The sequence below is a fragment of the Pseudoalteromonas sp. A757 genome, assembly GCF_004103285.1.
GTDB classification, from domain to species: Bacteria; Pseudomonadota; Gammaproteobacteria; order Enterobacterales; family Alteromonadaceae; genus Pseudoalteromonas; species Pseudoalteromonas galatheae.
On sequence record NZ_QNQN01000074.1, the window covers coordinates 314,614 to 340,532 of the forward strand.

Consider the following 25,919-nt stretch of genomic DNA (forward strand, 5'->3'; position numbering starts at 1 on the left):
CTTTTTCATTTTGCAATGCAAATCTCTAAATTCCGCATATAGTTACTAATATAGATCTCATGTTAAGCATAATAGTGTGAATATCAACTTGAACTTCAAGCAGCATGATTAGAGCACTAGTTAAATACAGATTGATATACAGCCTACTGATTTATATTGATTTAAAATCACTTGCTTGCATAGCTTAATATAGTTTTCATTACCTATACTCTTTCTTATGGTGTGTAAAAAAAACAACTTGGCCTGACTAATGCAGTCTAGTAAGTGACCGAATCCACAAGGAGCCCACTATGAAACATGTATATAAACCAGCATGGCTTAGAGTTTTAATTACATCCGTCATGGGTGGGGCATTGTTAGGATGTGCAAATAACGCTGCATTGATAGAGCTAGAAGATGAGGACATGCAATTTTATGGCTATCCCAATGCTTCTGGCAAGGCAATCAAACACCAAAAGGCCAGTTCAGTGTTTGCGACCAACATTGACTGTACAGATCTACAACAATTCGCAGCCCCAGCAAACTTCCGAGTAGATAAACCATTGACTTTGCAGGGACCACAACAAACGGTAGGCGCAGTAACAACTTCATTCTCATTACACTCTTTGCCACTAAGCCCTGGAGACTTAATTGAATTACATATGGAGTACGGTGAGGGCTTCAATGGCCGCTATATTCTTGACACCACAGGCTCTATTTTTCTACCCGTTGCAGGGGCGATAAAAGCTTCGGGTTTAACTAGCAACCAACTTGCGCAAAAGTTAGAGCTAGCATTGACTAAGGCCAAAATATTCAAAGCCTACACTATTGATGTAAGTGTCAAAGTGCTCAATTGGGCTGCGATAGAGGTACCTGTTTCTGGCGCTGTTTTTCAACCAGGACGAGTCACCATCAATTCAGCGCTACCCGAGCAAGTAATGGAAGAGCGGATAGATGCGTCAGGCGACTACTCAAATCAGCGTCTATTATCGGAAGCTATAAGAGCCGCTGCAGGCATACGACCCGATGCAAAACTGGATCAAGTTATTCTGATCAGACAAGGTTGGCAAATCGAAGCTGATCTCAGCGGAATTCTCACCGGACAGCCTGTTACGGATTACGCATTAATGGCAGGCGACCAAGTGATAGTGCCTAGTACAGGCTGTTTCCAACCTCATTTAGTAAGACCTTCGCAAATAACGCCAAAGGGCTTTAGGGTTTTTATGTCTAATCTAATCGACTCAGCTATGAGTAACTCAAATGCTGCGATCGGGCGATTTTCTAGCAACCTACCCTATGGCACACGTCTTCTACAAGCCGCTATTTCCGCAAACTGCGTAGGTGGCAAGGCGTACACCAATGCACCTAGACGTGTTGCTTTGGTAAGTAACAATCCAATTACTGGCCAGACACAAGTTATAGAGCGCTCCGTTGAACAGTTAATGAGAATGCCCTATCGGGATCTGATCAATCCCTACGTCATGCCTAACGACGCCATTGCCTGTTATGACTCTGACATCACAAACCTGAGAGATATCGCAGGCACCTTACTGGACTTAGTCGCTCCATTTTCGGCGCTAAATTAGGAGGATTTGTGATGGGTAATTATGTACAAACAACAACCTCGTATAGTCGCTTTAGAGCTTTGGTTTATCGAACTCTTCATAGACCTTACCTAGCAACTTGTTTAATAAGCTACTGTGTGATCGCATTAATGGTGGTTTTCTATTTGCAACTGCCTCCAAAGTACAGCAGCGATTTTGATATGGTGTTGCCTGGAACTGGCGCCAACAGCAATGTTTCATTGGATGACGTTGGTCAAGTCGTATCATCAACTAGCGCGCCATTTGGGAAAGGTTATAACCCAAGAGTAAACTACAAAGAAATGTTAATGAGCAGAAATTTACTTGAAAGTGCAGCTACTGCTGTGGAACTGGATATTAAAACTTTTGGTCGTCCAAAAGTAAGACTGACCGAGCAAACTTCTATTCTCAATGTCGAGATCAGCGCCAGCTCAGCTAAACTCGCAGAGCAAAAAGCTTGGGCACTATTTAATGCGCTCCAAAACCAGCTCGAGTTTTTAAGGGCGGATGAAGTCGCACGTAGAGATGACAGCATAAAAGCAGTGCTCGATCAGTATCGCGAGCGCCTAAACATCGCCAGAAACAATATCACCGATTTCCAGCAACGCTCTTTGTTGGTATCCACAGATCAACTAACTCAACACATAGCTACACTTGCTAATTTAAAAGAGCAAATTGTAATGATGAACGCCGAAATTGGCCGCTCAGAATACTATGTATCTCAACTTAGTGTAGACCTAGGTGTTTCACCCTCAATGGCAGGACAAGCATTTGCGCTGCAATCTGATGGCGAATTTCGGGCCTACTTATCCGAGCTAAATGAATCCTCAGCGCAACTGAGTGAGTATCGCTCTCGGTGGGACGAAGGACATCCAAAAGTAAAAGCTGAGCTCGCAAGATTCGAGCAATCAAAGCAAGCCTTACGGATCCGCTCTGAAGGTTTAGTTGGACCTCATGCAGCTCATGCTTTTCAGACAATGGACTTAGAAAGTAATCCTAACCGCGCGCAGCTATTCGCAGATCTGATTGGTGCATTTGCTGCAAAAAAAGGCATTGAAGCAAAGCAAGCGGATTTAAAAAACTCAGTACAGATACTTAGTGAGAAAATAAAAGTTTATGCCAGAGAAGCTGCGGAGCTTGATCGTCTAGAACGAGAATTTGACTTAGCGGAAGCAGTATTTACGTCAGCAGCTGCACGTTTAGAAGCAAGTAAAGCCGATGTATTTGCTTCTTATCCTGTCATCCAGTTAATGACGCCACCATCAGTTTCCATCAATGCCAGCAGTCCCAAAAAAAGCTTAGCGATAGCTGCAGCTTTAGCCGCGATGATCTTCTTAACGATGGGTATGCTAATGGTCAACAAGCGCAGAGAGATAGTGTCGGCTATTCTACAAAAACCGGAATAGTTCACGCTTTCCCCAATAACAACAAAAGGAGCTTCCGATGTTATTGAAAACGGCTCTACCGGGTAAGGACAAACATTTCATCAGCACAGAAGAAATGCTTGTTTGGGCAGGACTGGTACTTACTTATCCAATGTTCTTGCTAGGCATGTTATACGTTATGGGATCTGTTATCGGGTGGATAATTATTTTAGTTATTATCTTGCGTATGTACGTACAAACTAATCGAAAATATCCTCCTGTAGCCCCCCTAGTATGGATTTGGGTATGCGCGATGGCAGTAATGCTAATCGCTTTGCTTATCGCTCACAGTGAGTGGTCATTAGGTTTGCCACAAACAATAAAATCCTCCATAGGGTGGATGAAAGGCTGGGCTCTTCTCGCTATTTTTCCTTTAATCGCCAACTTAGCGAAGATCCGTAAAGAAGTTGTCATTCGCGGTGTTTGTATTGTTGCTATTCACACATTTATTTTCGCCATCGTTTCTATCGCTTTCTATGTAGTGAAGCTACCGGGAGATATTTTTCTCTCTCCATTGAAAGTGATTGGTGGCCCTGGTGAAAGTTTTTTTATGGTGAGCTTTTATGGTATTAACCCGGAAACAGGAGCTGGACGGTGGCGTTTTTTCACCCCGTGGGCTCCTGCTGCTGGCTTTATGGCATGTATTTATTTGGTTTTTTGCTTACAGGAAAAAAACACCAAAATACGCCGATGGGCGATTGCTGGATGTTGGGCAATGTTACTGCTTTCACAATCTAGAGCTGGTATGGCTATTTTCATAATGCTTTTTCCACTTGTTATTTTTAGTGATAAATTAAAGGAGCCTTGGCTTCTGATTTGCCTCGGAGTAATTGTTCCGACTGCGTTATTGTTGGGAGAACCAATTTATAATGCAGTCATGGACTCTTATGAAGCCGTAAAACAACAAAGACCAGGTTCTACGCGCGTTAGGCAAGCTCTCGCTAATATTGCCGTTCAACGCTGGCAGATGGAAGCTCCCATCTGGGGACATGGGATTGTCGAACGAGGGCCCAAAATGGTTGAGTTTATGCCTATAGGATCTCACCATAGCTGGTATGGCTTACTATTTGTTAAAGGGATTGTCGGGGCGCTTGCGCTTGCGATTCCAATGATCATTTCCGCACTTTATTTTTTATGGCATGCACAAACGTCAAAGACTTCTCAAATCGCTTTTTGCCTGCTAACCGTATTCATCTGCTACAGTTTTTTCGAAAATTTAGAAATTCTTTCTTATTTGTTTTGGCCAGCCCTACTATGGTTTGGCTTTGCGTTTTCTGAGAAAGATAAATCCAATTCGTCGAGATAAATCTCGACCTACAATTCGAGGTATAAAAAAACCCCAACCAATCGGTTAGAGTTATAAAAAGTGGTACCAGTGGGCGGACTCTTAACTTGTATTAGCGCAACCCGCGTGGCGACCAAGTCCAGCTCCAAAAGGCTGGTCTGTAGAGAGAAAACAACCCTTTGAGATAAGACCAATTCGTTCGTCGAGATAAATCTCGACCTACAATTTGAGGCGTAAAAAAACCCTTGCTAAAAAGCAAGGGTTATAAAAAGTGGTACCAGTGGGCGGACTCTTAACCTTTATTAGCGCCACCCGCGTGGCACCCAAGTCCGATGCCATAATTTCAAAGCATAAATTTGAGGTATAAAAAAACCCTTGCTAAAAAGCAAGGGTTATAAAAAGTGGTACCAGTGGGCGGACTCTTAACCTGTATTAGCGCCACCCGCGTGGCGACCAAGTCCAGTACCGCAAAGACGGTCTATCGAGATAAACCAATCCATTGAGATAAGGCCAATTCATTCGTCGAGATAAACCAGTCCATTGAGATAAGGCCAATTCATTCGTCGAGATAAATCTCGACCTACAATTTGAGGCATAAAAAAACCCTTGCTAAAAAGCAAGGGTTATAAAAAGTGGTACCAGTGGGCGGACTTGAACCGCCACGCCCGAAGGCAACGGATTTTGAATCCGTCATGTCTACCAATTCCATCACACTGGCATAATTTTTCTTTCATCTTCTAAAACAAGAGAAAATAAAGAAAAACCACTTTGAGCTCAGGCTTTTTTTATTTGCCTTCGTCTCTATGCTTTGCATTATACAAAGGCGATTAAGAACGGCAAGTAATTTTTTTGCAATAAGGCGTTAACTGCTTGTTATTTGCGCACACGTTGTTAAATATTGCCCTAAAGTCAACTTTATTCCTGCTAAAACGACGACGATAAGATGTTGCTAATCCATTAGTTAACGTAATTCAGTAAACGTTTTATCGGTTTATGTGTAAAATACTCCGCAACCTTGTAATTATGAGAGTTGTTATGTCACATTTTGCTCCAGCGAATTTCAGCCGTCGCTTGGCTTCACTTATCTACGACAGCTTAGTGGTCATCGCGTTCGCAATGCTGACTACCGTGTTATTTTTACTAACCATCAATGCCTTAATTTCAGTTAACGTGCTCGCGCTCGGCAATCATGAAGACGTATCGGCGCTTATCCAAGCGGATCCTATCTTATATACACTCCGAGCCACGTTATTGGTGTTGGTTTCGGTGTTATTTTTTGCTTATTTTTGGACTAAGAGCGGCCAAACTATCGGTATGCGCGCGTGGCGTTTAAAAGTGCAAACCCCCGATGGAGCATTGTTAACCTGGCCAAAAGCAATCGCTCGTAGCCTATGCGCGCTACTAGGACTGGGTAACCTAATTGTGTTGTTAGACTTTAAAAAGAAAAGAGCGCTCCAAGACATGCTGTGTGGCACTGAAGTGGTAGTACTAAGCAAAGAGGAAAATAAAAAGGTGTATAACAGCTTAGACTAATCTAAGCTTCAAATAGCAGCTTATTGACTACCCATATTCATAAAAAATATAGGCCTCAATACGAGGCCCATTTTTACTTAGTTCATAACGTTAATTTTGCTTCTTCAACAGATGGATAGCCAGCCCAATAAATAACAAGCTTGGCATTAACGCGCCAACCACCGGTGGCACTTGATATACCATCACGATAGGGCCAAAAATTTCATTACTCAGATGGAAAGCTAAGCCTGTTACCACGCCCATAATAATCCGCGCGCCCATGCTCACCGTCCTCAGTGGCCCGAAGATAAATGACAAAGCCACCAGCAGCATTACCCCAATCGTCAGCGGCTGCATCACCTTACGCCACAGCGCGAGTTCATAGCTACTTGAATCTTGCTCATTTTGCTTTAGATAAGCGAGAAATGACCATAACCCTGTAAAAGACAAAGCATCGGGCTCTATCGATACAACACCTAGCCTGTCTTCACTTAATTCAGACTCGTAGAGCATTGATTTTGAATAATGCGTTGTAATTTGCTGTTGATCGATATGCACTTCTTCCACGTCTTGTAATTGCCAACCGTTAGATATGCTTTGCGCCGACTGAGCGCGTACGATTTTTGCTAGAGTTAGTGAGTCATCAAAATAATAAATTGCGATATCTTTAAGCTTACCGTTTTTTTCAACATTACCAATGTTAATAAAATTGCCGCCATCTTTCGCCCAAACACCACGCTGAGCGCTGTAGACTTCACCACCATAAATTGCTTCGTTTTTTAACCGTTTTGCGGTTTGCTCCGCTTTTGGTGCGCCCCACTCTCCAAGCGCCATCATCAGTAGCGCCAGTACCACTGCCGTTTTCATCACCGACATAATGATTTGAAGACGTGACCACCCTGCCGCTTGCATCACAATAAGCTCACTGCTTGAAGCAAGTGCACCAAGGCCAATCAAGCCGCCTATCAGCGCAGCCATAGGGAAAAACACGACAATATCGCTTGGCATGCTGTATATGGTATAGAGCATAGCACCGAGTAAATCATAGCTGCCACGACCAACCGAACGCAGCTGCTCAATAAATTTAATAAGCGTATTGATCCCAACAAAAACTAATAGCGCGAAACCTGTGGTTTGTAAGATGCTACGCCCTAAGTACCAATCTAGCGTCTTCATCATACCGTCGTCTCCCGTTTCATAAATACCGAGCGAACCCATACTCCAAAAGGTCTTCCTTTCGCAATTAAATAAACGCCGATAAAGAGCACACTTAAGTGGATCCACCAGAGACCAACTGAAGCTGGCACTTTTTCTTCAGCTAACAAAAACTTGCCTGCATTGAGTAAAATGAAATAACCCAAATATAGCGTAATTGCTGGCACGAGCTTAGCGAACTTGCCTTGTCTTGGGTTTACCACACTCAAAGGAACCGCCAGTAAAGTGAGTAGCAAAATGGAAATGGGCACCGATAATCGCAACTGAAATTGTGCTTTTGCTTCTGGCGTATCCATTTCAAGTAACTGTAAGCTTGGAATAGCCTCTAATTTACGGCGTTGGTGTTCAATTTCTTGTTCTTTAATTTGCACTTGATAAGTACCGAATTCAGTGCGATTAAGTGCTTGGCTGAAACCATCGGTCTCGTACCGCTTACCTTCATGAAGGAGTAATTGCTGCTCACCACTATCAAGCTCAATCACTTCACCTTTTTGCGCATACACTAAACGAGCGGCTTGATTTGAGTCCTTCTCGGGCAATTGCGCGACAAACACTTTGTCTAATTCGCGGCCTTGTTCGCTAATACCGTGAACAAATACCACCGCTTTTTCATTGCCCGTTTGCTGAAATCTACCGGCTCTGAGAGTAGAAAGCCCCGATTCCGCATCAGCTTGCTCTCTTAATTGGTACTCTTTTTCGCTCGCCCAAGGCGCAATATACATGCTCACACAAGCGGCCAGTAATGCAAAAAAGACACTGGAGACTAAAGTTACCCTAACGACATACCACTCGCTGACCCCGCAAGCGCGCAGCACCGTCATTTCACTGTCGGCGTAGATGCGACTATAGGCTAAGATGATCCCAAGAAAGAGACTAAGCGGTAAAATATATCCGGCCAACTGTGGCAGTTTCAACGCAAGCATAGCAAGTACTAACTTACCCGGTATACTCCCTTCAGACGCAGAGCTCAGAATGAGTACAAACTTTTGTGACAAAAATATTGTCATTAAGGTGAGAAAAACCGCAACCTGAGATTTTAGTACTTCACCCGTTAAATAGCGGAAAATAAGCAATGTTCGTCCCTATAAAACGTCTTGTTTCACTGGAATAGTGGGAAAAATTGAGTAAACTGATTATTTTAGTCACTTTATTATATGTCAATGCGCCGGAATATCCTACCTAAGGTTAAAGCATATTCATGACTTTAATGTAGGAAAGTGTGTTGGCATAAAAAGTTCAAAATGACATGACAAAGACTCAGGAGTCGCAATGGAATTCAGCGTTAAAAGTGGTAGTCCAGAGAAACAGCGTAGCGCATGTATTGTTGTAGGTGTATACGAGCCACGCCGTCTCTCACCAATTGGTGAACAGCTGGATAAAATAAGCGAAGGCTATATCTCAAATTTACTTAGACGTGGTGATCTTGAAGGCAAACCAGGACAAGTTCTACTTCTTCACCATGTACCAAATGTATTAAGCGAACGCGTTTTGTTAGTGGGTTGTGGTAAGGAAAGAGAGCTCGACGATAAACAATACAAACAAATTATCTCCAAGACCATCAATACGTTAAATGAAACTGGCTCAATGGAAGCGGTATGTTTCCTGACTGAGCAACATGTTAAAGGTCGTGATACTTACTGGAAAGTTCGCCAAGCGGTCGAGACCACACAAGATTGCCTATATACTTTTAATCAGCTAAAAAGCAAAAAGAGCGAGGCTAGACGCCCGCTACGTAAAATCGTCTTTAACGTACCAACACGTCGTGAATTAACAATAGGTGAGAGCGCGATTGAGCACGGTCTTGCTATCGCAGCAGGCAGTAAACTGTGTAAAGACGTTGCGAATATGCCACCAAATATCTGCAACCCTCGTTATCTGGGCGAGCAAGCACAACAGCTGGCTGAAGACTTTGATAACGTTACGGTTAATCTTGTTGGTGAACAAGAAATGAAAGAGTTAGGTATGCACTCATACCTAGCGGTTGGTCGTGGTAGTCGCAACGAGTCAGTGATGTCGGTTATCCACTATAACGGTGGTGATGAAGGCCAAGCACCAATCGTATTCGTAGGTAAAGGCTTAACATTTGACTCGGGTGGTATTTCTATCAAGCCTGGCGAAGCGATGGATGAAATGAAATACGACATGGGCGGAGCCGCGGGTGTACTTGGCTTAATGCGAGCCATCGTACAAATGCAACTACCACTTAATGTGATTGGTGTTTTAGCAGGCTGCGAAAATATGCCTGGGGGCGATGCTTACCGTCCGGGCGATATTTTAACCACTATGTCAGGTCAAACCGTTGAAGTACTCAATACGGATGCCGAAGGACGCTTAGTACTGTGTGATGCACTCACTTACGTTGAAGCATTCGAGCCAGAAACTGTTGTCGATGTTGCGACACTAACTGGGGCATGTATTGTTGCGCTTGGTAGCCATGCGACAGGTTTATTATCCAACCATAACCCGCTTGCCCATGATTTGCTAAAAGCGTCAGAACAAAGTGGCGACAGAGCGTGGCAACTGCCACTTTGGGATGATTATCAAGAACAACTTGAGAGCCCATTTGCTGACTTTACGAACTTAGGTGGTCGCGCAGCTGGCACAATTACAGCCGCATGTTTCTTGTCCAAGTTTACGAAAAAGTACAACTGGGCGCATTTAGACATTGCAGGTACTGCATGGCGCAGCGGTAAGAATAAAGGCGCTACAGGTCGTCCTGTTCCTATGCTGATGCAATATTTACTTAACCGCGCCAATATCACGGACGCACAGCAAGATTAATAGTCCAGTCGCGACTCATAATAATTATAGGTCGTGACATAAAGTCGCTGCTACACAAGGTTAACCCAAACTGTAGCAGCGGGTTTTTCACACGACTATATTCAGCGCCAAATTAAGACGACAAAACAACTAAACCACCTCAGCAAGCGCTCCCTAGCACTTGCCATATTTTATTCTTCTTCTCTTGCTTCTTGATTGATGGTATTGCCTTTATATGGCAGAATACAGGCTTATTTATGTGCATTTAAGTGGCGCTATATTTAGTTTTAAACTAAGCCGCGCATACTGATTTTCTTCGTTTACGCTATCACGGTAAATAAGATTACAGATATTGAGCAGCTGTGGAGCCTGTGGCAAACCTCGGTACTCCTCGCAATTGGTATTATTATCATGACTATCAAAGCGCGCTTTTACGTGTTAAAACAAAACGATGAGCCGGAGATTAGCGTTCCGGCTCATTTTGATCTGGCAGCACAAACTGCGGCGAGCTTATATCAAGCTGGACACCGTATCTTTGTTAACGTCGATAATACTGACGACGCTCATTTATTCGATGAGCACCTTTGGTGTTTTGACGCAGACAGATTTGTGCCCCACAACTTACAAGGCGAAGGCCCCAAAGGCGGCGCACCAGTGGAAATTGGCACTATGCCTCCTGCTGCTCGTCGCCCCGTGCTCATTAATCTGGCTCGGGTCGTCCCTGACTTTATTCGTCGCTTTGAACAGGTGATAGATTTTGTGCCTGTTGAAGCCAGCGCTAAGCAAGCCGCGCGAGAACGCTTTAAGCAACTTCGTGCACTTGGCGCAACAATTTCCACTGAAGACATTGAGAAATAGCATTTTTAGGGTTCTGTGTAATGGATAAAACCTACAATCCACAAGATATTGAACAGTCTTTGTATCAAGACTGGGAGTCAAATGGCTACTTTAAGCCATCAGGCAATGGTGACGCATACTCGATTATGATCCCACCGCCGAATGTCACAGGTAGTCTACACATGGGCCACGCGTTCCAAGACACTATCATGGACACTTTGATCCGCTACCAGCGTATGAAAGGTAAGAACACGCTATGGCAAGTGGGCACCGACCACGCAGGTATTGCAACTCAGATGGTGGTTGAGCGTAAGCTTGCAGCCGAAGAAGGTAAATCACGCCATGATCTAGGCCGTGACGAGTTCATCAATAAAATCTGGGAATGGAAAGACCAATCAGGTGGCACAATTACTAAACAGTTACGCCGCTTAGGTGCATCTGTAGATTGGGATAGAGAACGTTTTACGATGGATGACGGCCTGTCTGAAGCGGTAAAAGAAGTATTCGTTCGCCTATATCAAGATGACTTAATCTACCGTGGTAAGCGTCTAGTTAACTGGGACCCTAAATTACACACTGCGATTTCTGATTTAGAAGTTGAGAATAAAGACAAGCAGGGCCATATGTGGAATTTGCGCTATCCACTTGCGGATGGCGTAACCACCAAAGATGGTAAAGACTACATTATCGTAGCAACCACTCGTCCAGAAACCATGCTTGGTGATACTGGCGTTGCGGTAAACCCGGACGATGAACGTTACCAAGACTTAATTGGTAAAGAAATTCTACTTCCTATCGTCAACCGTCGCATTCCTATCGTTGCTGATGAACATGCAGATATGGAAAAAGGCACGGGCTGCGTAAAAATCACGCCAGCACACGACTTTAACGATAACGAAGTTGGTAAGCGCCATGAGCTGCCAATGATCAACGTGTTCAACAAAGACGCAGCAGTTCTGCATACGGGTGAGTGCTTTACTTTTGATGGTAAGCCACTTGAAGCGATGGATGCCCCAATTCCAGAGCGTTTCCACGGCCTTGACCGTTTCGATGCGCGTAAGCAAATCGTTGACGAGTTTGAGCAGCTTGGTCTACTTGAGAAAATCGACGATCACAGTCTAACCGTTCCTTACGGTGACCGCTCTGGCGTAGTTATCGAGCCACTACTTACCGATCAGTGGTATGTTCGCGTAGCTCCTCTTGCAGAGCCTGCGGTAAAAGCGGTAGAAGATGGTGATATTCAATTCGTACCTAAGCAATACGAGAACATGTACTTCTCTTGGATGCGTGATGTTCAAGACTGGTGTATTTCCCGTCAGCTTTGGTGGGGCCACAGGATCCCAGCTTGGTATGATAATGAAGGTAATGTATATGTTGGCCGTGACGAAGCAGAAGTTCGTCAAAACCATAACCTTGATGCAAGCGTAGTACTTACACAAGATGAAGACGTACTAGACACTTGGTTCTCTTCAGCACTGTGGACTTTCTCAACATTAGGTTGGCCTGAAAACACAGAAGATCTAAAGGTATTCCACCCTTCAGATACCTTGGTTACTGGTTTCGACATTATCTTCTTCTGGGTAGCTCGCATGATCATGATGACCATGCACTTCATCAAAGATGAAGATGGTAAACCTCAAGTTCCATTTAAGACCGTTTATGTGACTGGCCTTATTCGCGATGAAAATGGCGATAAGATGTCTAAGTCAAAGGGTAACGTGTTAGACCCACTAGACATGATTGACGGTATCGATCTTGAGAGTCTAGTGACTAAACGTACTGGCAACATGATGCAGCCACAACTTGCTGCAAAAATTGAGAAAAACACGCGCAAAACATTTGTCGATGGTATTGAAGCACACGGTACTGACGCGTTGCGTTTCACTCTTGCAGCAATGGCGTCAACGGGACGTGATATCAACTGGGATATGAACCGTCTTGAAGGTTACCGTAACTTCTGCAACAAGCTTTGGAATGCTAGCCGTTATGTATTGATGAACACAGAAGAACAAGACTGTGGCTTCAACGATAACGAAAAAGTGTATTCTCTTGCGGATCGTTGGATTTTAGGTCAATTCCAAAATACGGTTAAGGTGTTCTCTGAGCACTTGGATAACTATCGCTTTGACCTTGCGGCAAACACCATTTATGAGTTCACATGGAACCAATTCTGCGACTGGTATCTAGAGCTAACTAAACCAATTCTATTTAAAGGCAATGAAGCGCAGCAGCGGGGTACACGCCATACGCTTATCACCGTGTTGGAAGGCTTACTTCGTTTGATGCACCCACTAATGCCTTATATCACAGAGACCATTTGGCAACGTGTAGCACCTATCGCAGGGGTCGAAGCGAAGACAATTATGCTTGAAGCGTTCCCTGTATTCGACGAAAGCAAAGTTGATGCGCAAGCGATGGCTGACCTTGAGTGGGTGAAGCAATTTATTATCGCTATCCGTAACATTCGTGGTGAAATGGATATCAGCCCAAGTAAGCCGTTAAACGTGCTACTTACTGGTGCAAGCGAAGATGACAAACGTCGTCTAGAAGAAAACCAAGCTTTCTTAAGCGCATTAGCGAAACTGGAAACGGTAGACTTACTCGCAAGCAAGGACGAAGCACCAGCTTGTGCAACTGCATTTATTGGCGACCTTGAGATTATGATCCCAATGGCAGGCCTGATTGATGTTGAAGCAGAACTTGCGCGTATTGCTAAGCAGCTTGAAAAAGCAGAAAAAGGTCTTGAGCAGGTTGAGAAAAAACTTGCGAACGAAAAGTTTGTAAGCAATGCACCTGAAGCAGTACTTGCTAAAGAGAAAGCAAAGTTAGCTGAGTTTAGCGATGCAAAAACGAAGCTACTTGAACAAAAAGCCAAGATAGAAAGCTTATAATCGCTTTCTATCTTGGCTGGTTTTATACCATTTCGAAAATTAAAAAAGCCGCATATTGCGGCTTTTTTAATGAGTAAATTGGTATGAGATTTACTGTTGCTCAAATAGGCTATCGGTACTTAACCCTTCGTGTTGTAAAATGTCTTTTAAGCGTCTCAACGCCTCAACTTGAATTTGTCTTACACGCTCTCTCGTTAGCCCGATTTCGCGACCAACATCCTCAAGCGTAGACGGTTCATAACCAAGCAAGCCAAAGCGTCGCGCTAGCACTTCTCGCTGTTTTGGATTTAACTCTCCCAACCAATCAACAATGTGTTTGTTAATATCGTTGCTCTGCACTTCGGTTTCTGGACCACCGCCTTTTTCATCCGCGATAATATCCAGCAGTGCTTTGTCGTTTTCACCACCAATAGGCGTATCAACCGAAGTGATCTTTTCATTTAGACGGAGCATCTTACTGACTTCTTCGACGGGTCTGTCGAGACATTCAGCGATTTCTTCTGCGGTAGGTTCATGATCTAGCTTTTGTGTCAATTCACGTGCGGTACGCAGGTAAACGTTAAGCTCTTTGACAACATGAATAGGCAAACGAATGGTACGAGTTTGGTTCATGATCGCGCGTTCGATGGTTTGGCGGATCCACCAAGTTGCATAAGTAGAAAATCTAAATCCACGTTCCGGATCAAACTTTTCCACCGCTCGGATGAGACCTAAATTACCTTCTTCAATAAGGTCAAGTAATGCCAAGCCGCGGTTGTTATAACGCCGAGCGATTTTAACCACTAATCTCAAGTTACTCTCTATCATCCGTTTACGAGAGGCTTCACAACCTTTTAATGCTTTGCGCGCGAAGTAAACTTCTTCTTCTGCACTAAGCAGTGGGGAAAATCCAATTTCACCTAAATAGAGTTGAGTGGCGTCTAAGTTTTTAACCACCTCATCTTTGGCAAAAACTTCTTCATTTTCTTCAAGATCTTCAAGTAGTTCGTCTTTCGGCTCGTCAATATTTTCGTCGTCGAGCGTGTCTAACTCTGGAGTTGATTTCGTAGGTAATTTTGCAGTGTGAGCCATAAGTATTCTCCCCAAGCGAATAAAAGTAAGGGTACTCGAACCAATCGATGTACTCGCATTACTTTATGGCAAGTATTTTGCCGGGTTTACAGCTTGACCTTTAAAACGGATCTCAAACCTAAGTGCCGTTTTAGAAGCATCTGTACTACCCATTTCGGCAATTTTATCCCCAACTTTAACTTTTTGCTGTTCTCTGACGAGTAACTTAGCGTTGTGGGCATATGCACTTAGATAATCATCTGTATGTTTCAAAATGATTAAATTACCATACCCACGCAACGCACTCCCTGCATATACCACTACACCGCCAGCAGCAGCCTTAACTGAAGTACCCGGCTTATTAGAGATCTCCAATCCCTTATAACCATTTTCTTTAATGGAAAACTGACGAGTCACCTTGCCTTCAGCAGGCCATTTCCATAGTACCTTATTATTATACAAAGCCTTGGTACTACTAGATTTTTGTGTGGCTTGCCTTTGAACATACTCTCGTTGATTTGGCTTATCAAGCTCTTTTTTGGATGTTTTGTTACTTTTTTGTTTTAAAGACTGAGACTTGTGGTTTACTTTCGTGTATTTTGTGTTCTTTTTGTTTTTATTTCTGGGATACTCTAAGCGTATAACCTGATCCGGGTAAATAGTGTACGGAGGCTTAATTTTATTGATTTTCGCGAGTGTTCTTACATCTTTATTAGCGCTAAAAGCAATTGCAAATAAAGTATCGCCTTTTTTTACTTTGTAACTGCTCCCGTTAATATTAATTTTATGTGTCGAACTGGTCTTACCAGAGTGTAAAGTTGTTACAGGTGCAGGCGTATGATTTGATGAGCAGGCAACAAGCAGGCCGCTTAAACAAATCGATATGATGACCTGAGACTTGTGCATTACTTATATTTTCCAGTGCTACTATCAACGACTATCATATCAATCTAACTTAATTTTGCTTGGTTTTCACATTTTACTGGAAAAAATAGTTATATTTTATGGAGTTGTTTTTAAAGCCTGTAAATTAACCGACTTCGCCAGCAACTAAAGGCACAAAGCGTACCGGTGCTAGGGCGTGGCGAATAAACTGCTCGCCCTGTTTAACAAACAAGGTGAGTGTTTGTGCTTCAACCCCGATGGGAATGACCATGGCACCGCCTTCTTCTAGTTGCGCCAACAACTCATCTGGAACTGATTGTGCAGCGGCTGTAACAATGATCCCAGCAAAGGGCGCTTTTGAAGCCCAGCCTTTCCAACCGTCTCCATGTCTCATCGTAACATTGTATAAGTCCAGCAAATGCAGCCTTCTGCGCGCTTGCCACTGCAGCGACTTGATCCGTTCAATGCTAAAGACCTGCTCAAACACTTGCGCAAGCACGGCGGTCTGATAACCAGAGCCCGTACCCACTTCCAATATGCGCCCCTTAACACCCACTTGCTTTAACACTTCAGTCATTTTTGCGACGATAAAAGGTTGAGATATCGTTTGCCCTTGGCCGATAGGAAGTGCTGTATTTTCATATGACTTATGTTTAAGCACTTCATCGACAAACATATGCCTAGGCGTGTTTGCGATGGCATTGAGTACCATTTTATCTTCTACGCCTTGCTGTTTTAGCAGTTCCACCAGCGCGTTGGCACTGCCCTGATAATTATTCAGCACATACGCCTCTTAAGATAACCAGCTCGCCACGGCATCTAAGCTCTCATAAGCCGTCATATCTACCTTGAGCGGTGTGATAGCGGCATAACCGTTGTTTACAGCATGAAAATCCGTGCCTTCACCAGCGTCACTTTCATGACCTAACGTGCCATACCAGTAAACACTTCGACCCCACGGGTCTATTTGTTCGGTCATGGTATCCGCTTTATGGCGTGAGCCTAATCGAGTGACTTTGATCCCTTTTAAGTCACTTAATGGAATATCAGGGACGTTGATATTAATGATTTGGTCTTTTGGTAGCGGGTGGTTTGCAAGCTTTTTAATGATCTCTACCGTGACATGTGCTGCCGTTTCGTAGTGGGCTTCATTTTTAGAGCAAAGAGAAACGGCAATCGCAGGTAAGCCCACATGTCGACCTTCAGTGGCCGCCGCAACAGTACCTGAATACAGCGTATCATCGCCAAGGTTAGCGCCATTGTTGATCCCTGCAACGACTAAATCCGGCAATTCATCCATCAGTTTGTTCACTCCAAGGTGAACACAGTCGGTTGGCGTGCCATTCACAGAGATAAAACCATTATCTAGCGTAGTTGCTCTGAGCGGGTTTAATAAGGTTAACGAGTTACTCGCACCGCTACAGTTTCTGTCTGGACCAATGACGGTTACGTCCGCGATTTGTGATAACGCTTGATACAAGATAGCAATGCCCTTGGCGTGAACACCATCGTCATTACTCAATAGGATCTTCATATTTCACCTCTTTTTCTTGTTAGACAATGAGTATCTCACTGCTATATCGACTCTTCATGTTTATTAAACTTTTTACTGGCATCTTTATGATTAACAAGCTCTCTGAGCAGCGCCGTGGCAAAAGTTCCTTTTGGTAAACTGAATTCAAGGGTTAGCGTACTGTCGTCAGCCATACTCACCTTAAGCGCTTGGGGTATTAATCTGAGCGCTCTACGCTCATTTTTCATCCCAAACTCAGCCAATCCTTCGTGCCATTTAGCAAAAGGTGCCAACCATTCACGCTCTTGCGGCAATAAGCCCTTTTCACCTTTACCAACCAATGGCGCCGAAAGCAAAATATCGCCATTCAGCAGCCGCTCAATGAGCTCGCAATCAATCTCTGAATCAAAAAAGGCGTTACTACCGCTCAGTAAAAAGATTTCACGGTGCCAAGTCGTTGCCAAACCATGCTCTGCCACGCGGCGACTGACGACTTCGTTGAACAGGTGAGAGCGAGCGGCTGAAAGCACCAGCCCTCGGAGCTTTTTATCGCGGATCTTTTCACCGTCAAATAACCTATCTGCCATGGCTAAGTTGTGGCCATCATGACCAAAACGTTGTTCTCCAAAATAATTAGGAACCCCTTGGCGTACAGCATTAATACGCGACAGAATATCAAGTGGAGCATTCACGTTTCTGAGGGTAATAGCAAAACGATTACCCTTATGACAACCTGTTTTTAACTTTCGATTGTGCCGTATTTGTTGCACCACAAAAATAGAGTCACTATTTAATGCACTAAAATCTATCGACTTTTTAATTGGCACCGGCACACTAAACCACTGCGTACAAACACCGTGTCTGTCTTTAATTCCTGCATAGCTGACATCTCGCGGTGAAATTTGGGCAAATTCTGCAAGCTTTTTAGCGACAAATGCGGTGTTTTCTCCCTTTTTAATGATCTGCAAACAAACGTGCTCACCTTCACCAGTAAAAGGAATATCTAAAATTTCTTCGACTCTAAAGTCTTCTGGTTGTGACTTATAATCGCCGTCAGATAACGGTTTGCCATAAAGATAATTGAGTGTCTTCATGCTTTTACCAATAGCACCACGGCATGGCTTGAGATCCCTTCTTTACGTCCTTCAAAGCCCAGTTTTTCGGTGGTGGTTGCTTTAACATTAACTTGGTCTAGCTGCGCTTCACAATCCGCAGCAAGATTACCGCGCATCGCATCAATATGCGGTCGCATTTTTGGTGCTTGTGCGACAATCGTGACGTCGATATTGCCTATTTGATAGCCAAGCGCTTTCACTTGTTCCATCACGCGGCGTAATAAAATACGACTGTCGATATTTTCAAATTCACTCGCGGTATCAGGAAAGTGCTTACCAATATCTCCCAGCGCAAGCGCACCCAACAAGGCGTCACACAAAGCATGAATTGCCACATCACCATCGGAATGAGCAATAAAGCCCTGTTCGTAAGGAATTTTTTCCCCACAAATCGTCAATGGGCCGGCTCCACCAAATTTATGAACATCAAATCCGTGGCCAATTCTAATCATGCTGTTTACCTTGTTGTTGAATTATAAACTCCGCCAGAGGTAAATCCTCCGGAGTGGTGATCTTAATATTATCTGTGCGTGCGGCTATCAACTGAACTGGTTTTTTTTGTAATTCCATCGCTGATGCTTCATCTGTAACATTGGCGCCTTGCGCTAACCCAAACTCCAATGCCGCCAATAACTCTTCATACTTAAACATTTGCGGTGTGAAAGCCTGCCATAGAGACTCTCTTGGCACCGTTTTTTGCACCAATTCAGTACCACATTTAATCGTATCTTTAACTTTGGCAGCCAGTATGCCACCTTGTCCTTCATTAACACACTTTGCTATCAAGTGATGAATATCTTCAAGCGCTACTAAAGGCCGAGCCGCATCATGAACTAACACCCAATCAGGGCGACTTGGTGCCAACGCTTTTAGCGCCAGTAAAACCGAGTCGGCACGTTCTTGTCCACCTTCACAGTGGCTAAAACGGCTATCAGGCAGTAACGCCGATGAAAAATATCCATCTTCTTTGGAAACGGCGACCATAAATTGACTGACGCACTCAAGTCCGGCTAGTTTTTCCAGTGTGTGTACTAAAATCGGTTTGCCTAATAGTGGAATATATTGTTTAGGCATCTGCGCCTGCATACGACTGCCAACCCCAGCAGCTGGGATGACGACTGCAAGTTTATCGTTTCTTTTCATGAGGTACTTTCGGTAATACACGGATAAAAGTTTCACCAGGTTTAATCATGCCAAGTTCATGACGGGCACGCTCCTCAACTCCTTCAAGGCCGAGCTTTAAATCTTCGATATCCGCTTTTAATAATTTATTTCGTTTACTGAGATTAGCATTGGTTTCTTGGTGCGATTTAACCACGGATTTTATCCGAGTGTAGTCCTCCATGCCGTTGTGGCCGAACCAAAGTCTGTACTGAATAAATAGCGCTAAACCCAACAGCGCTAACTGAAAAAATCGCATTGCTTAATCCAAACTTCTGTTTTTTGAGTCGATTAGGATCACTGACTCATTTTTGTTTTTTGTACTTGTGGCCAATTAATTGAACTGGCAAGTAGCATTTCTCTTAGTGTCAGCCTTCGTGGTACTACCGCTTTGCCAAAATGCCAAGAGTGGCCACAACAGGCTGCGACCATTAACGCTTTAGTCGGCTTGAGCAATTGTACACGCGCTTCATCACTTGCTTGTAAGCTATTGCCATTAACACTAAACCAGCCAAATTGGTTGCAGTGCAATTTGTCAGCCTCACCCACTTGGTCGACACTGTCGAGCCTAACCGTTGTCCCTGTCGGTTCTGCGTATAGCACAGGAACCACCAGCCCTACTTTCACCTTAGTAGTAAAAAATGCTGCGTTGGCAGCCTCATCACATTTAGGCTGTGATTTTTGCTTAGCTAACCAACATCCATTAAAACTATCTAGCTCAAGCGGGACATCACCATGAATAATATGTGTGGCCGCGCGCTCAACATAATACGGCAGGCTGTTTAACAAACGCTGAAGGCGAGTATGATCGGAGAGTTCAGCAAGTTTCGGCAACTCTCTGGCATAAAATACGTTTACAAGCTCGGCAAATACAAGGCGAGATGCTTCGTCATACCAGATTGTATTTTGCTGTTGCTCCAAAACGCCTCCCGTCAATGCAATCTACTTTAGTAGACTGGTGTACATCCTTTATACACTAGCCATGTTTCAAATCAAAGCAAACTGCTCTGTTGTACTTGCTTACGGCTTGGTTCCTAATTTTGCTTGCCCCTCAGCCATAAATTGTACTACTGAACTGCGTTTTTTTCCTATTAAGAAACTACCGTCAGTCAAAAACATAAAGTTCTGCCAACATCGCTTAAATACATCAAAGCGGGTCTCGATCACATCATCTCGAGAGAGACAAAAATACACGGTGGTATTAGCTTGCCAATCAAGAAATTGCTCGATAATTTCAGGAAACGCTTCTCCTGCTTCCCACGGCTGCTCCCAATTGAGGGTCTCTTGCCATGAGTCCGCTTTACCAACCCAGTCTGTTTTATCAAAGAAATCAGGGTGATCTTTTTCGTTGCTTATCATAGTGCTCCAAAGCACCGCAGCACGCGCCGCTGACATTGGTTTTATCAATGCCAGGTCAGATTCTTCGATTGGAAGATCTTTATGTTTGAAAACCCAAGCTTTCTTATAATCGTCCAGCGCAATATAATTCATCTTTAAACACCTTCAGTCTTAATGGCACGGATTATAACATTTCAGCCCGTCACGTACGGCTTTTATTTTTTGGAGCTTGAATTAGTGGATATCACACCTGGAATTTACCGCCACTACAAAGGAAAACTTTATCGTGTGCATGCTTTGGCAACGCACAGTGAAACGCAAGAGAAGCAAGTGGTTTATCAAACCTTATATGGAGATATGAGCTTTTGGGTTCGACCACTTGAAATGTTTTTAGAAGACGTTACGGTCGAAGGCGAAGCGGTGCCTCGCTTCACCTTAATCGAAACCGAAGCAGGGTTGGCAGCGAAAAGCTGATTGTGGCAAGATGAGCCTATCTCATCTGACCACAAGAAGTTGAATTATGTTTAAAGGTACTGATCAATATATTGCTACCTCTGCACTACAACAGGCCGTGAATGCGGCCATCGTTTTAGAAAAACCACTCCTAATTAAAGGTGAACCTGGCACAGGCAAGACCTTACTCGCCGAAGAACTGGCAAAAAGTTTAGATACAGAGCTAATCCAATGGCATATAAAGTCAACCACCAAAGCCCAGCAAGGCCTGTACGAATACGATGCGGTCTCGCGTTTGCGCGACAGCCAGCTTGGCGATCCTCGCGTTAACGACGTTGGCAATTACATCATCAAAGGAAAATTATGGCAGGCGTTTACCGCCACAAAACGTCCCGTTTTGCTCATTGATGAAATCGACAAAGCTGATATTGAATTTCCCAATGATCTACTGTTAGAACTCGATAAAATGGAGTTTCATGTCTACGAAACTAACGAGCAAGTAAAGGCAAAGGTGCGCCCTATCGTTATTATTACTTCAAATAATGAAAAAGAGCTACCAGATGCCTTTTTACGCCGCTGCTTTTTCCACTACATCGATTTTCCAAACAAAGAAGAGATGCAGCAGATTGTAGACGTACATTTTCCACATATTAAAGCGAATTTAGTACAACGAGCACTCGAAAGCTTTTTCCAATTACGCGACACACCAAACCTAAAGAAAAAGCCGAGTACGAGTGAGCTACTCGACTGGTTAAAACTATTATTAGCAGAAGATATTTCCCCTGACGCGTTGCATGACAAATCTAACCAAGGTGGCCTAATGCCGTTATTTGGTGCGCTACTTAAAAACGAGCAAGATGTTTCTTTGGTTGAGAAACTCGCCTTTATGAGCCGCCGCTGATCATGCTCATAGATTTTGTGCTCACCCTTAGGCGTTACGGTATCAAAGCGAGCCTGCGCGAATTACTAGACTGTTTAGAGGCGCTGGATAAAGAAGTTTGCTTTGCCGATCTAGACGGTTTTTACTTTTTGGCAAAAACCATCTTCGTCAAAGATGAAACCTTTTTTGATAAATTCGACCGTGCGTTTGCTGATTACTTTGAGGGAATAGAATCAATAGACCTCTTCTCACAACTTCAACAGCAGCAATTACCAAAGGATTGGTTGCGTAAAGAGTTTGAGAAATCGCTGTCTGAAGAAGAAAAAGCCAAATTGAACGCCATGGGAGGACTCGATAAGCTCCTTGAAACGCTAAAAGCACGCTTGGCAGAACAACAAAAACGTCACGCAGGCGGCAATAAGTGGGTTGGTACAGGTGGCACTTCGCCTTTTGGCGCTTACGGCTATAATCCTGAAGGAATACGTATTGGCCAAGATGGAAACCGCCATCGCAGAGCAGTAAAAGTCTGGGATAAACGTCAGTATCGTAATCTTGACAGTAATACCGACATCAGCAGCCGTAATATTAAGCTCGCACTCAAGCAGTTGCGTAAATTTGCACGCAGCGGAGCAAGTGATCAGCTCGACCTTAATGAAACCATTCGCGCTACCGCAAGACAAGGCGGCATGTTAGATGTGAAAATGGCTCCTGAGCGACATAACTCAGTGAAGGTATTGATGCTGTTTGATATTGGCGGCTCTATGGATGACCATATCCAGCTTTGCGAACAACTATTCAGTGCCGCACACAGTGAATTTAAGCACCTTGAGTTTTTTTACTTTCATAATTGTGTGTACGAGCATGTTTGGCACGATAATAACCGTCGTGACAGCGAATTGCTTGATACTTATCAACTAATTAACCGATACGGCTCAGACTATCGATTAATATTTGTTGGTGACGCGACAATGGGTCCCTATGAAATCACCTATCCCGGCGGTAGCGTAGAGCATTGGAATCAAGAGGCGGGAGCCACGTGGCTGAATCGTTTAACCAATCACTTTAGTAAGGTGGCTTGGCTTAACCCTCAGCCGCAAAGCTATTGGTCTTATTACCATTCGATAGAGCTAATAAATCAATTAATGCAAGACCGAATGTATCCGCTAACAATAGAGGGACTAAGTCAGGCGTTTAAAGAGTTAAGCTAAAGCAGTGCTGCTTGCAAGGTAAGCACCTTGCAAGCAATGATGCGAAGTTAGTCATTCGCTTCGATAGGTTCTAGTTGTAGTTTTGAAGCAATCAATACGGCTTGAGTACGATTATAGACACCCAACTTTCTGAAGATAGCGGTGATATGTGCTTTCACCGTTGCCTCTGAAATATTTAGCTCGTAGGCAATTTGCTTATTCAGCAAGCCTTCGTGTAAATATTGCAGCACTTTATATTGTTGCGGTGTGAGCGAGGCCACTTGCTGAGCAAGCTCTTTGTCTTCACCTTCAAGTTCAGCCACTTTATCTTTCATGCCTTCTGGCAACCACGTGTCACCTTCGAGCACTTGCTCTATGGCTTCGGTAATTTGTTCTACTGACGCCGCTTTTGGGATAAAACCCATCGCGCCGTATCCCATCACTTTAGAGATGATAGAAAGATCTTCGCTTCCCGAAACCACAACAACTGGAAGACTTGGATGATCCTCACGGATCCGAATTAGTCCATATAAATCACCATTGCCCGGCATATGTAAATCGAGCAGGAGTAGGTCTAGTTCTTCTTGTTGTTGTAAGACCGAGAGCGTAGTGTCAAAGTTTTCAGATTCGAATACCTCTAGTCCTTCAAACTGCGCTTTTAGAGCCCCCTTAAGCGCCTCTCGAAATAGAGGATGATCATCCGCGATTAAAAACTGATACATGCTATGCTCCTAAAAAATCGGCTGTTATCGTAAAGATAACAGCGTTATAGTATGTTTATATTAGGTCGCAATTCAAGTTATTCAGTTAACGATTCAATCTATTCTCGATTAATTCATCAACCACACTTGGATCGGCAAGTGTAGAAGTATCCCCTAACTGTTGATACTCATTGGCTGCAATCTTACGCAAAATCCGGCGCATAATTTTACCTGAACGGGTTTTAGGTAAACCTGGAGACCATTGGATCATGTCAGGGGTTGCAATTGGGCTTAGCTCTTTACGCACCCAATTTCTCACCTCTTTAGTTAATTCGTCTGATACCGCTACTCCTTCATTTGGCGTGATATAGACATAGATCCCTTGGCCTTTAATATCGTGTGGATAGCCCACCACAGCCGCTTCAGCAACCGCTTCGTGAGCGACTAACGCACTTTCGATTTCAGCAGTACCGAGGCGGTGGCCTGAAACGTTAAGTACATCATCCACACGACCGGTGATCCAGTAGTAACCGTCTTCATCACGGCGACAACCATCGCCCGTAAAATAAACGCCTGGATAAGCCGAGAAGTACGTTTGTTCAAAGCGCTCATGGTCGCCATAAACCGTACGAGCTTGTGAAGGCCAGCTATCCAAAATCACCAGGTTACCTTCGGTTGCGCCTGTGAGCGTATTGCCTTCCGCATCAAATAGTGCAGGAGCAATACCAAAGAATGGACGGGTCGCAGAACCCGGCTTAAGTGCAGTAGCGCCAGGCAGTGGCGTGATCATGATGCCACCAGTTTCGGTTTGCCACCAAGTATCGACGATAGGACAATCGCTATTACCAATTTGTTCGTAATACCAAGACCAAGCCTCAGGATTAATTGGCTCACCGACCGAGCCCAAAATACGTAAACTATCGCGCTTAGAACTTGCAGTCGGCTCGTCACCTTTCGCCATCAAAGCACGGATCGCGGTAGGAGCAGTATAAAGGATAGTAACGCCATGTTTATCAACAATTTCACCCATACGCCCAGACGTTGGATAGGTTGGCACGCCTTCGAATACAACTTGAGTACAACCATTCACAAGTGGACCATAGGCAATATAACTATGACCTGTGATCCAACCCACATCCGCGCTACACCAGTAAATATCATCTTCTTGCAGATCGAATACATACTCATGGGTCATTGATGCATACACTAGGTATCCACCTGTAGTATGAACTACCCCTTTAGGCTGACCGGTAGAGCCCGAGGTATAAAGAATAAAGAGCGGATCTTCCGCATTCATCATTTCAGGTTCACATTCGGCAGGTTTATCAGCAACTAATTCATGCCACCATACGTCGTGAGTATTCCATTCAACATCGCCACCAGTTAACTGATGCACAACCACATGCTCGATAGTGGTGACACCAGCTTGCGCTACCGCCTCATCAACATTTGCCTTAAGCGGCACACAATTACCACCGCGACGACCTTCATCTGAAGTGATCACCACTTTAGCACCAGAATCTTTAATACGATCTGCAATCGCTGAAGGTGAAAAGCCACCAAACACAACGGAATGGATAGCACCAATTCTTGCACAGGCCTGCATGGCATAAATTGCTTGTGGAGTCATCGGCATGTAAATAGCGACGCGATCACCCTTTGCAACTCCTAGGCTCTTAAGGCCATTAGCAAGCTTTGCGACTTCATCATGTAGCTGTTGGTAGGTAATATTTTCTGTTTGTTCTGGATTATCACCTTCCCAAATCAAGGCGATTTTATCGGCGCGTTTTTCTAGGTGTCTATCGATACAGTTATAAGAGGCATTTAGTACGCCGTCTTCATACCATTTAATATTGATATGGCCTTTGTCGAATGAGGTATTTTTAACTTTACTGTAGGGCTTGAACCAATCTAAACGTTGACCGTGCTCTTTCCAAAATTCTGCGGGGTCATCAATCGACTTTTGATATAGTTCTTGATATTGCTCGTCGTTGATTAATGCTGCGTTCTTGATTTTTTCAGGAACTGGATAAATGCTCTGTGACATAGTCATCTCCATTATATTTAGAGGTCTAGGTCTGCTAGACACGCTTTTCCTAAGGATCACTCAGCCTTGGGTGTTTAAGTATTAGACCTTAGTTGTAGAACAC

Annotated in this window: 24 protein-coding genes and 1 tRNA gene; 10 read left to right on the top strand and 15 right to left on the bottom strand. The window is 44.0% G+C overall.

Annotated elements, in window-relative coordinates:
• Window positions 1-290 precede the first annotated feature (290 nt).
• The 3 genes from DRB05_RS20965 to DRB05_RS20975 are packed head-to-tail and all read left to right on the top strand — an operon-like array spanning window position 291 to window position 4,292.
• Complete coding sequence (locus DRB05_RS20965) at window positions 291-1,565, top strand: polysaccharide biosynthesis/export family protein (RefSeq protein ID WP_205125745.1); 1,275 nt, start codon at window positions 291-293, stop codon at window positions 1,563-1,565.
• An 11-nt stretch (window positions 1,566-1,576) separates the two neighbouring features.
• A complete protein-coding gene (locus DRB05_RS20970) occupies window positions 1,577-2,968 on the top strand; it encodes a hypothetical protein (protein WP_128728913.1) in 1,392 nt (463 codons plus the stop codon).
• Window positions 2,969-3,005: 37 nt separating this feature from the next.
• Window positions 3,006-4,292: an O-antigen ligase family protein gene (locus DRB05_RS20975; RefSeq protein WP_128728647.1), complete on the top strand. Its 1,287-nt coding sequence runs from the start codon at window positions 3,006-3,008 to the stop codon at window positions 4,290-4,292.
• A 612-nt stretch (window positions 4,293-4,904) separates the two neighbouring features.
• Here DRB05_RS20975 and DRB05_RS20980 read toward each other — a convergent pair.
• Window positions 4,905-4,989, bottom strand: a tRNA-Leu gene (locus DRB05_RS20980).
• 317 nt (window positions 4,990-5,306) lie between these two features.
• Between DRB05_RS20980 and DRB05_RS20985 the strand changes: the two genes are divergently transcribed.
• On the top strand, window positions 5,307-5,804 hold the full coding sequence (locus tag DRB05_RS20985) for an RDD family protein (RefSeq protein WP_128728648.1): 498 nt from the start codon (window positions 5,307-5,309) through the stop codon (window positions 5,802-5,804).
• A 90-nt stretch (window positions 5,805-5,894) separates the two neighbouring features.
• Here DRB05_RS20985 and lptG read toward each other — a convergent pair whose 3' ends face one another.
• Both lptG and lptF read right to left on the bottom strand, forming a co-directional pair.
• On the bottom strand, window positions 5,895-6,962 hold the full coding sequence (gene lptG / locus DRB05_RS20990; RefSeq protein WP_162847799.1) for an LPS export ABC transporter permease LptG: 1,068 nt from the start codon (window positions 6,960-6,962) through the stop codon (window positions 5,895-5,897).
• On the bottom strand, window positions 6,959-8,071 hold the full coding sequence (gene lptF / locus DRB05_RS20995; RefSeq protein WP_102056161.1) for an LPS export ABC transporter permease LptF: 1,113 nt from the start codon (window positions 8,069-8,071) through the stop codon (window positions 6,959-6,961). Before lptF ends, lptG begins: the two co-directional genes overlap by 4 nt.
• 196 nt (window positions 8,072-8,267) lie before the next feature.
• Here lptF and pepA point away from each other — a divergent pair, with 196 nt between their 5' ends.
• The 3 genes from pepA (at window position 8,268) to DRB05_RS21010 (ending at window position 13,486) form a co-directional block, all read left to right on the top strand.
• The gene (pepA, locus tag DRB05_RS21000) at window positions 8,268-9,779 is read left to right on the top strand and encodes a leucyl aminopeptidase (RefSeq protein ID WP_128728650.1); all 1,512 of its coding nucleotides are present in this window, start codon (window positions 8,268-8,270) and stop codon (window positions 9,777-9,779) included.
• Window positions 9,780-10,169: 390 nt separating this feature from the next.
• Window positions 10,170-10,616, top strand: coding sequence for a DNA polymerase III subunit chi (locus tag DRB05_RS21005; RefSeq protein ID WP_128728651.1), 447 nt, complete (start codon window positions 10,170-10,172; stop codon window positions 10,614-10,616).
• 20 nt (window positions 10,617-10,636) lie between these two features.
• Entirely contained in the window at window positions 10,637-13,486 is a 2,850-nt protein-coding gene (locus tag DRB05_RS21010) for a valine--tRNA ligase (RefSeq protein ID WP_128728652.1), read from the top strand.
• A gap of 90 nt (window positions 13,487-13,576) precedes the next feature.
• Here the strand turns inward: DRB05_RS21010 and rpoS are convergent, their stop codons facing one another.
• The 10 genes from rpoS to DRB05_RS21060 form a co-directional block, all read right to left on the bottom strand.
• Window positions 13,577-14,557, bottom strand: coding sequence for an RNA polymerase sigma factor RpoS (rpoS, locus tag DRB05_RS21015; RefSeq protein ID WP_128728653.1), 981 nt, complete (start codon window positions 14,555-14,557; stop codon window positions 13,577-13,579).
• Window positions 14,558-14,620: 63 nt separating this feature from the next.
• Complete coding sequence (locus DRB05_RS21020; protein WP_128728654.1) at window positions 14,621-15,442, bottom strand: peptidoglycan DD-metalloendopeptidase family protein; 822 nt, start codon at window positions 15,440-15,442, stop codon at window positions 14,621-14,623.
• Between the two features lie 124 nt (window positions 15,443-15,566).
• Window positions 15,567-16,205 carry a protein-L-isoaspartate(D-aspartate) O-methyltransferase gene (locus DRB05_RS21025; RefSeq protein WP_128728655.1) on the bottom strand — a complete coding sequence of 213 codons (639 nt, stop codon included), beginning with the start codon at window positions 16,203-16,205 and terminating at the stop codon, window positions 15,567-15,569.
• Window positions 16,206-16,214: 9 nt separating this feature from the next.
• Entirely contained in the window at window positions 16,215-16,955 is a 741-nt protein-coding gene (surE, locus tag DRB05_RS21030) for a 5'/3'-nucleotidase SurE (protein ID WP_010377409.1), read from the bottom strand.
• A gap of 41 nt (window positions 16,956-16,996) precedes the next feature.
• Window positions 16,997-18,028, bottom strand: coding sequence for a tRNA pseudouridine(13) synthase TruD (locus DRB05_RS21035; RefSeq protein ID WP_128728656.1), 1,032 nt, complete (start codon window positions 18,026-18,028; stop codon window positions 16,997-16,999).
• Entirely contained in the window at window positions 18,025-18,501 is a 477-nt protein-coding gene (gene ispF, locus DRB05_RS21040) for a 2-C-methyl-D-erythritol 2,4-cyclodiphosphate synthase (RefSeq protein ID WP_128728657.1), read from the bottom strand. The genes DRB05_RS21035 and ispF overlap by 4 nt, the downstream gene beginning before the upstream one ends.
• Window positions 18,494-19,192 carry a 2-C-methyl-D-erythritol 4-phosphate cytidylyltransferase gene (gene ispD, locus DRB05_RS21045; RefSeq protein ID WP_128728658.1) on the bottom strand — a complete coding sequence of 233 codons (699 nt, stop codon included), beginning with the start codon at window positions 19,190-19,192 and terminating at the stop codon, window positions 18,494-18,496. Before ispD ends, ispF begins: the two co-directional genes overlap by 8 nt.
• A complete protein-coding gene (gene ftsB / locus DRB05_RS21050) occupies window positions 19,176-19,469 on the bottom strand; it encodes a cell division protein FtsB (RefSeq protein WP_128728659.1) in 294 nt (97 codons plus the stop codon). Before ftsB ends, ispD begins: the two co-directional genes overlap by 17 nt.
• A 38-nt stretch (window positions 19,470-19,507) precedes the next feature.
• Window positions 19,508-20,146 (bottom strand): hypothetical protein, encoded by a 639-nt coding sequence (locus DRB05_RS21055; RefSeq protein ID WP_193554591.1) that lies wholly within the window; start codon window positions 20,144-20,146, stop codon window positions 19,508-19,510.
• A gap of 84 nt (window positions 20,147-20,230) precedes the next feature.
• A complete protein-coding gene (locus DRB05_RS21060) occupies window positions 20,231-20,701 on the bottom strand; it encodes a DUF2947 domain-containing protein (RefSeq protein WP_128728660.1) in 471 nt (156 codons plus the stop codon).
• 84 nt (window positions 20,702-20,785) lie between these two features.
• On the opposite strand from DRB05_RS21060, the gene DRB05_RS21065 reads away from it, so the two are divergent.
• From DRB05_RS21065 to DRB05_RS21075, 3 genes are read left to right on the top strand one after another with little or no spacing between them, the layout of a single operon-like run.
• Window positions 20,786-21,022, top strand: coding sequence for a DUF1653 domain-containing protein (locus DRB05_RS21065; protein WP_128728915.1), 237 nt, complete (start codon window positions 20,786-20,788; stop codon window positions 21,020-21,022).
• 43 nt (window positions 21,023-21,065) lie between these two features.
• A complete protein-coding gene (locus tag DRB05_RS21070; protein WP_128728661.1) occupies window positions 21,066-21,902 on the top strand; it encodes a MoxR family ATPase in 837 nt (278 codons plus the stop codon).
• Window positions 21,903-21,904: 2 nt separating this feature from the next.
• Complete coding sequence (locus tag DRB05_RS21075; RefSeq protein ID WP_128728662.1) at window positions 21,905-23,089, top strand: VWA domain-containing protein; 1,185 nt, start codon at window positions 21,905-21,907, stop codon at window positions 23,087-23,089.
• Between the two features lie 47 nt (window positions 23,090-23,136).
• Here the strand turns inward: DRB05_RS21075 and DRB05_RS21080 are convergent, their stop codons facing one another.
• Together DRB05_RS21080 and acs are read right to left on the bottom strand one after the other, a co-directional pair.
• Window positions 23,137-23,790, bottom strand: a complete 654-nt coding sequence (locus tag DRB05_RS21080) for a response regulator transcription factor (RefSeq protein WP_010377395.1) — start codon at window positions 23,788-23,790, stop codon at window positions 23,137-23,139.
• A gap of 85 nt (window positions 23,791-23,875) precedes the next feature.
• Window positions 23,876-25,816 carry an acetate--CoA ligase gene (gene acs, locus DRB05_RS21085; RefSeq protein WP_128728663.1) on the bottom strand — a complete coding sequence of 647 codons (1,941 nt, stop codon included), beginning with the start codon at window positions 25,814-25,816 and terminating at the stop codon, window positions 23,876-23,878.
• Between the last annotated feature and the right edge of the window lie 103 nt (window positions 25,817-25,919).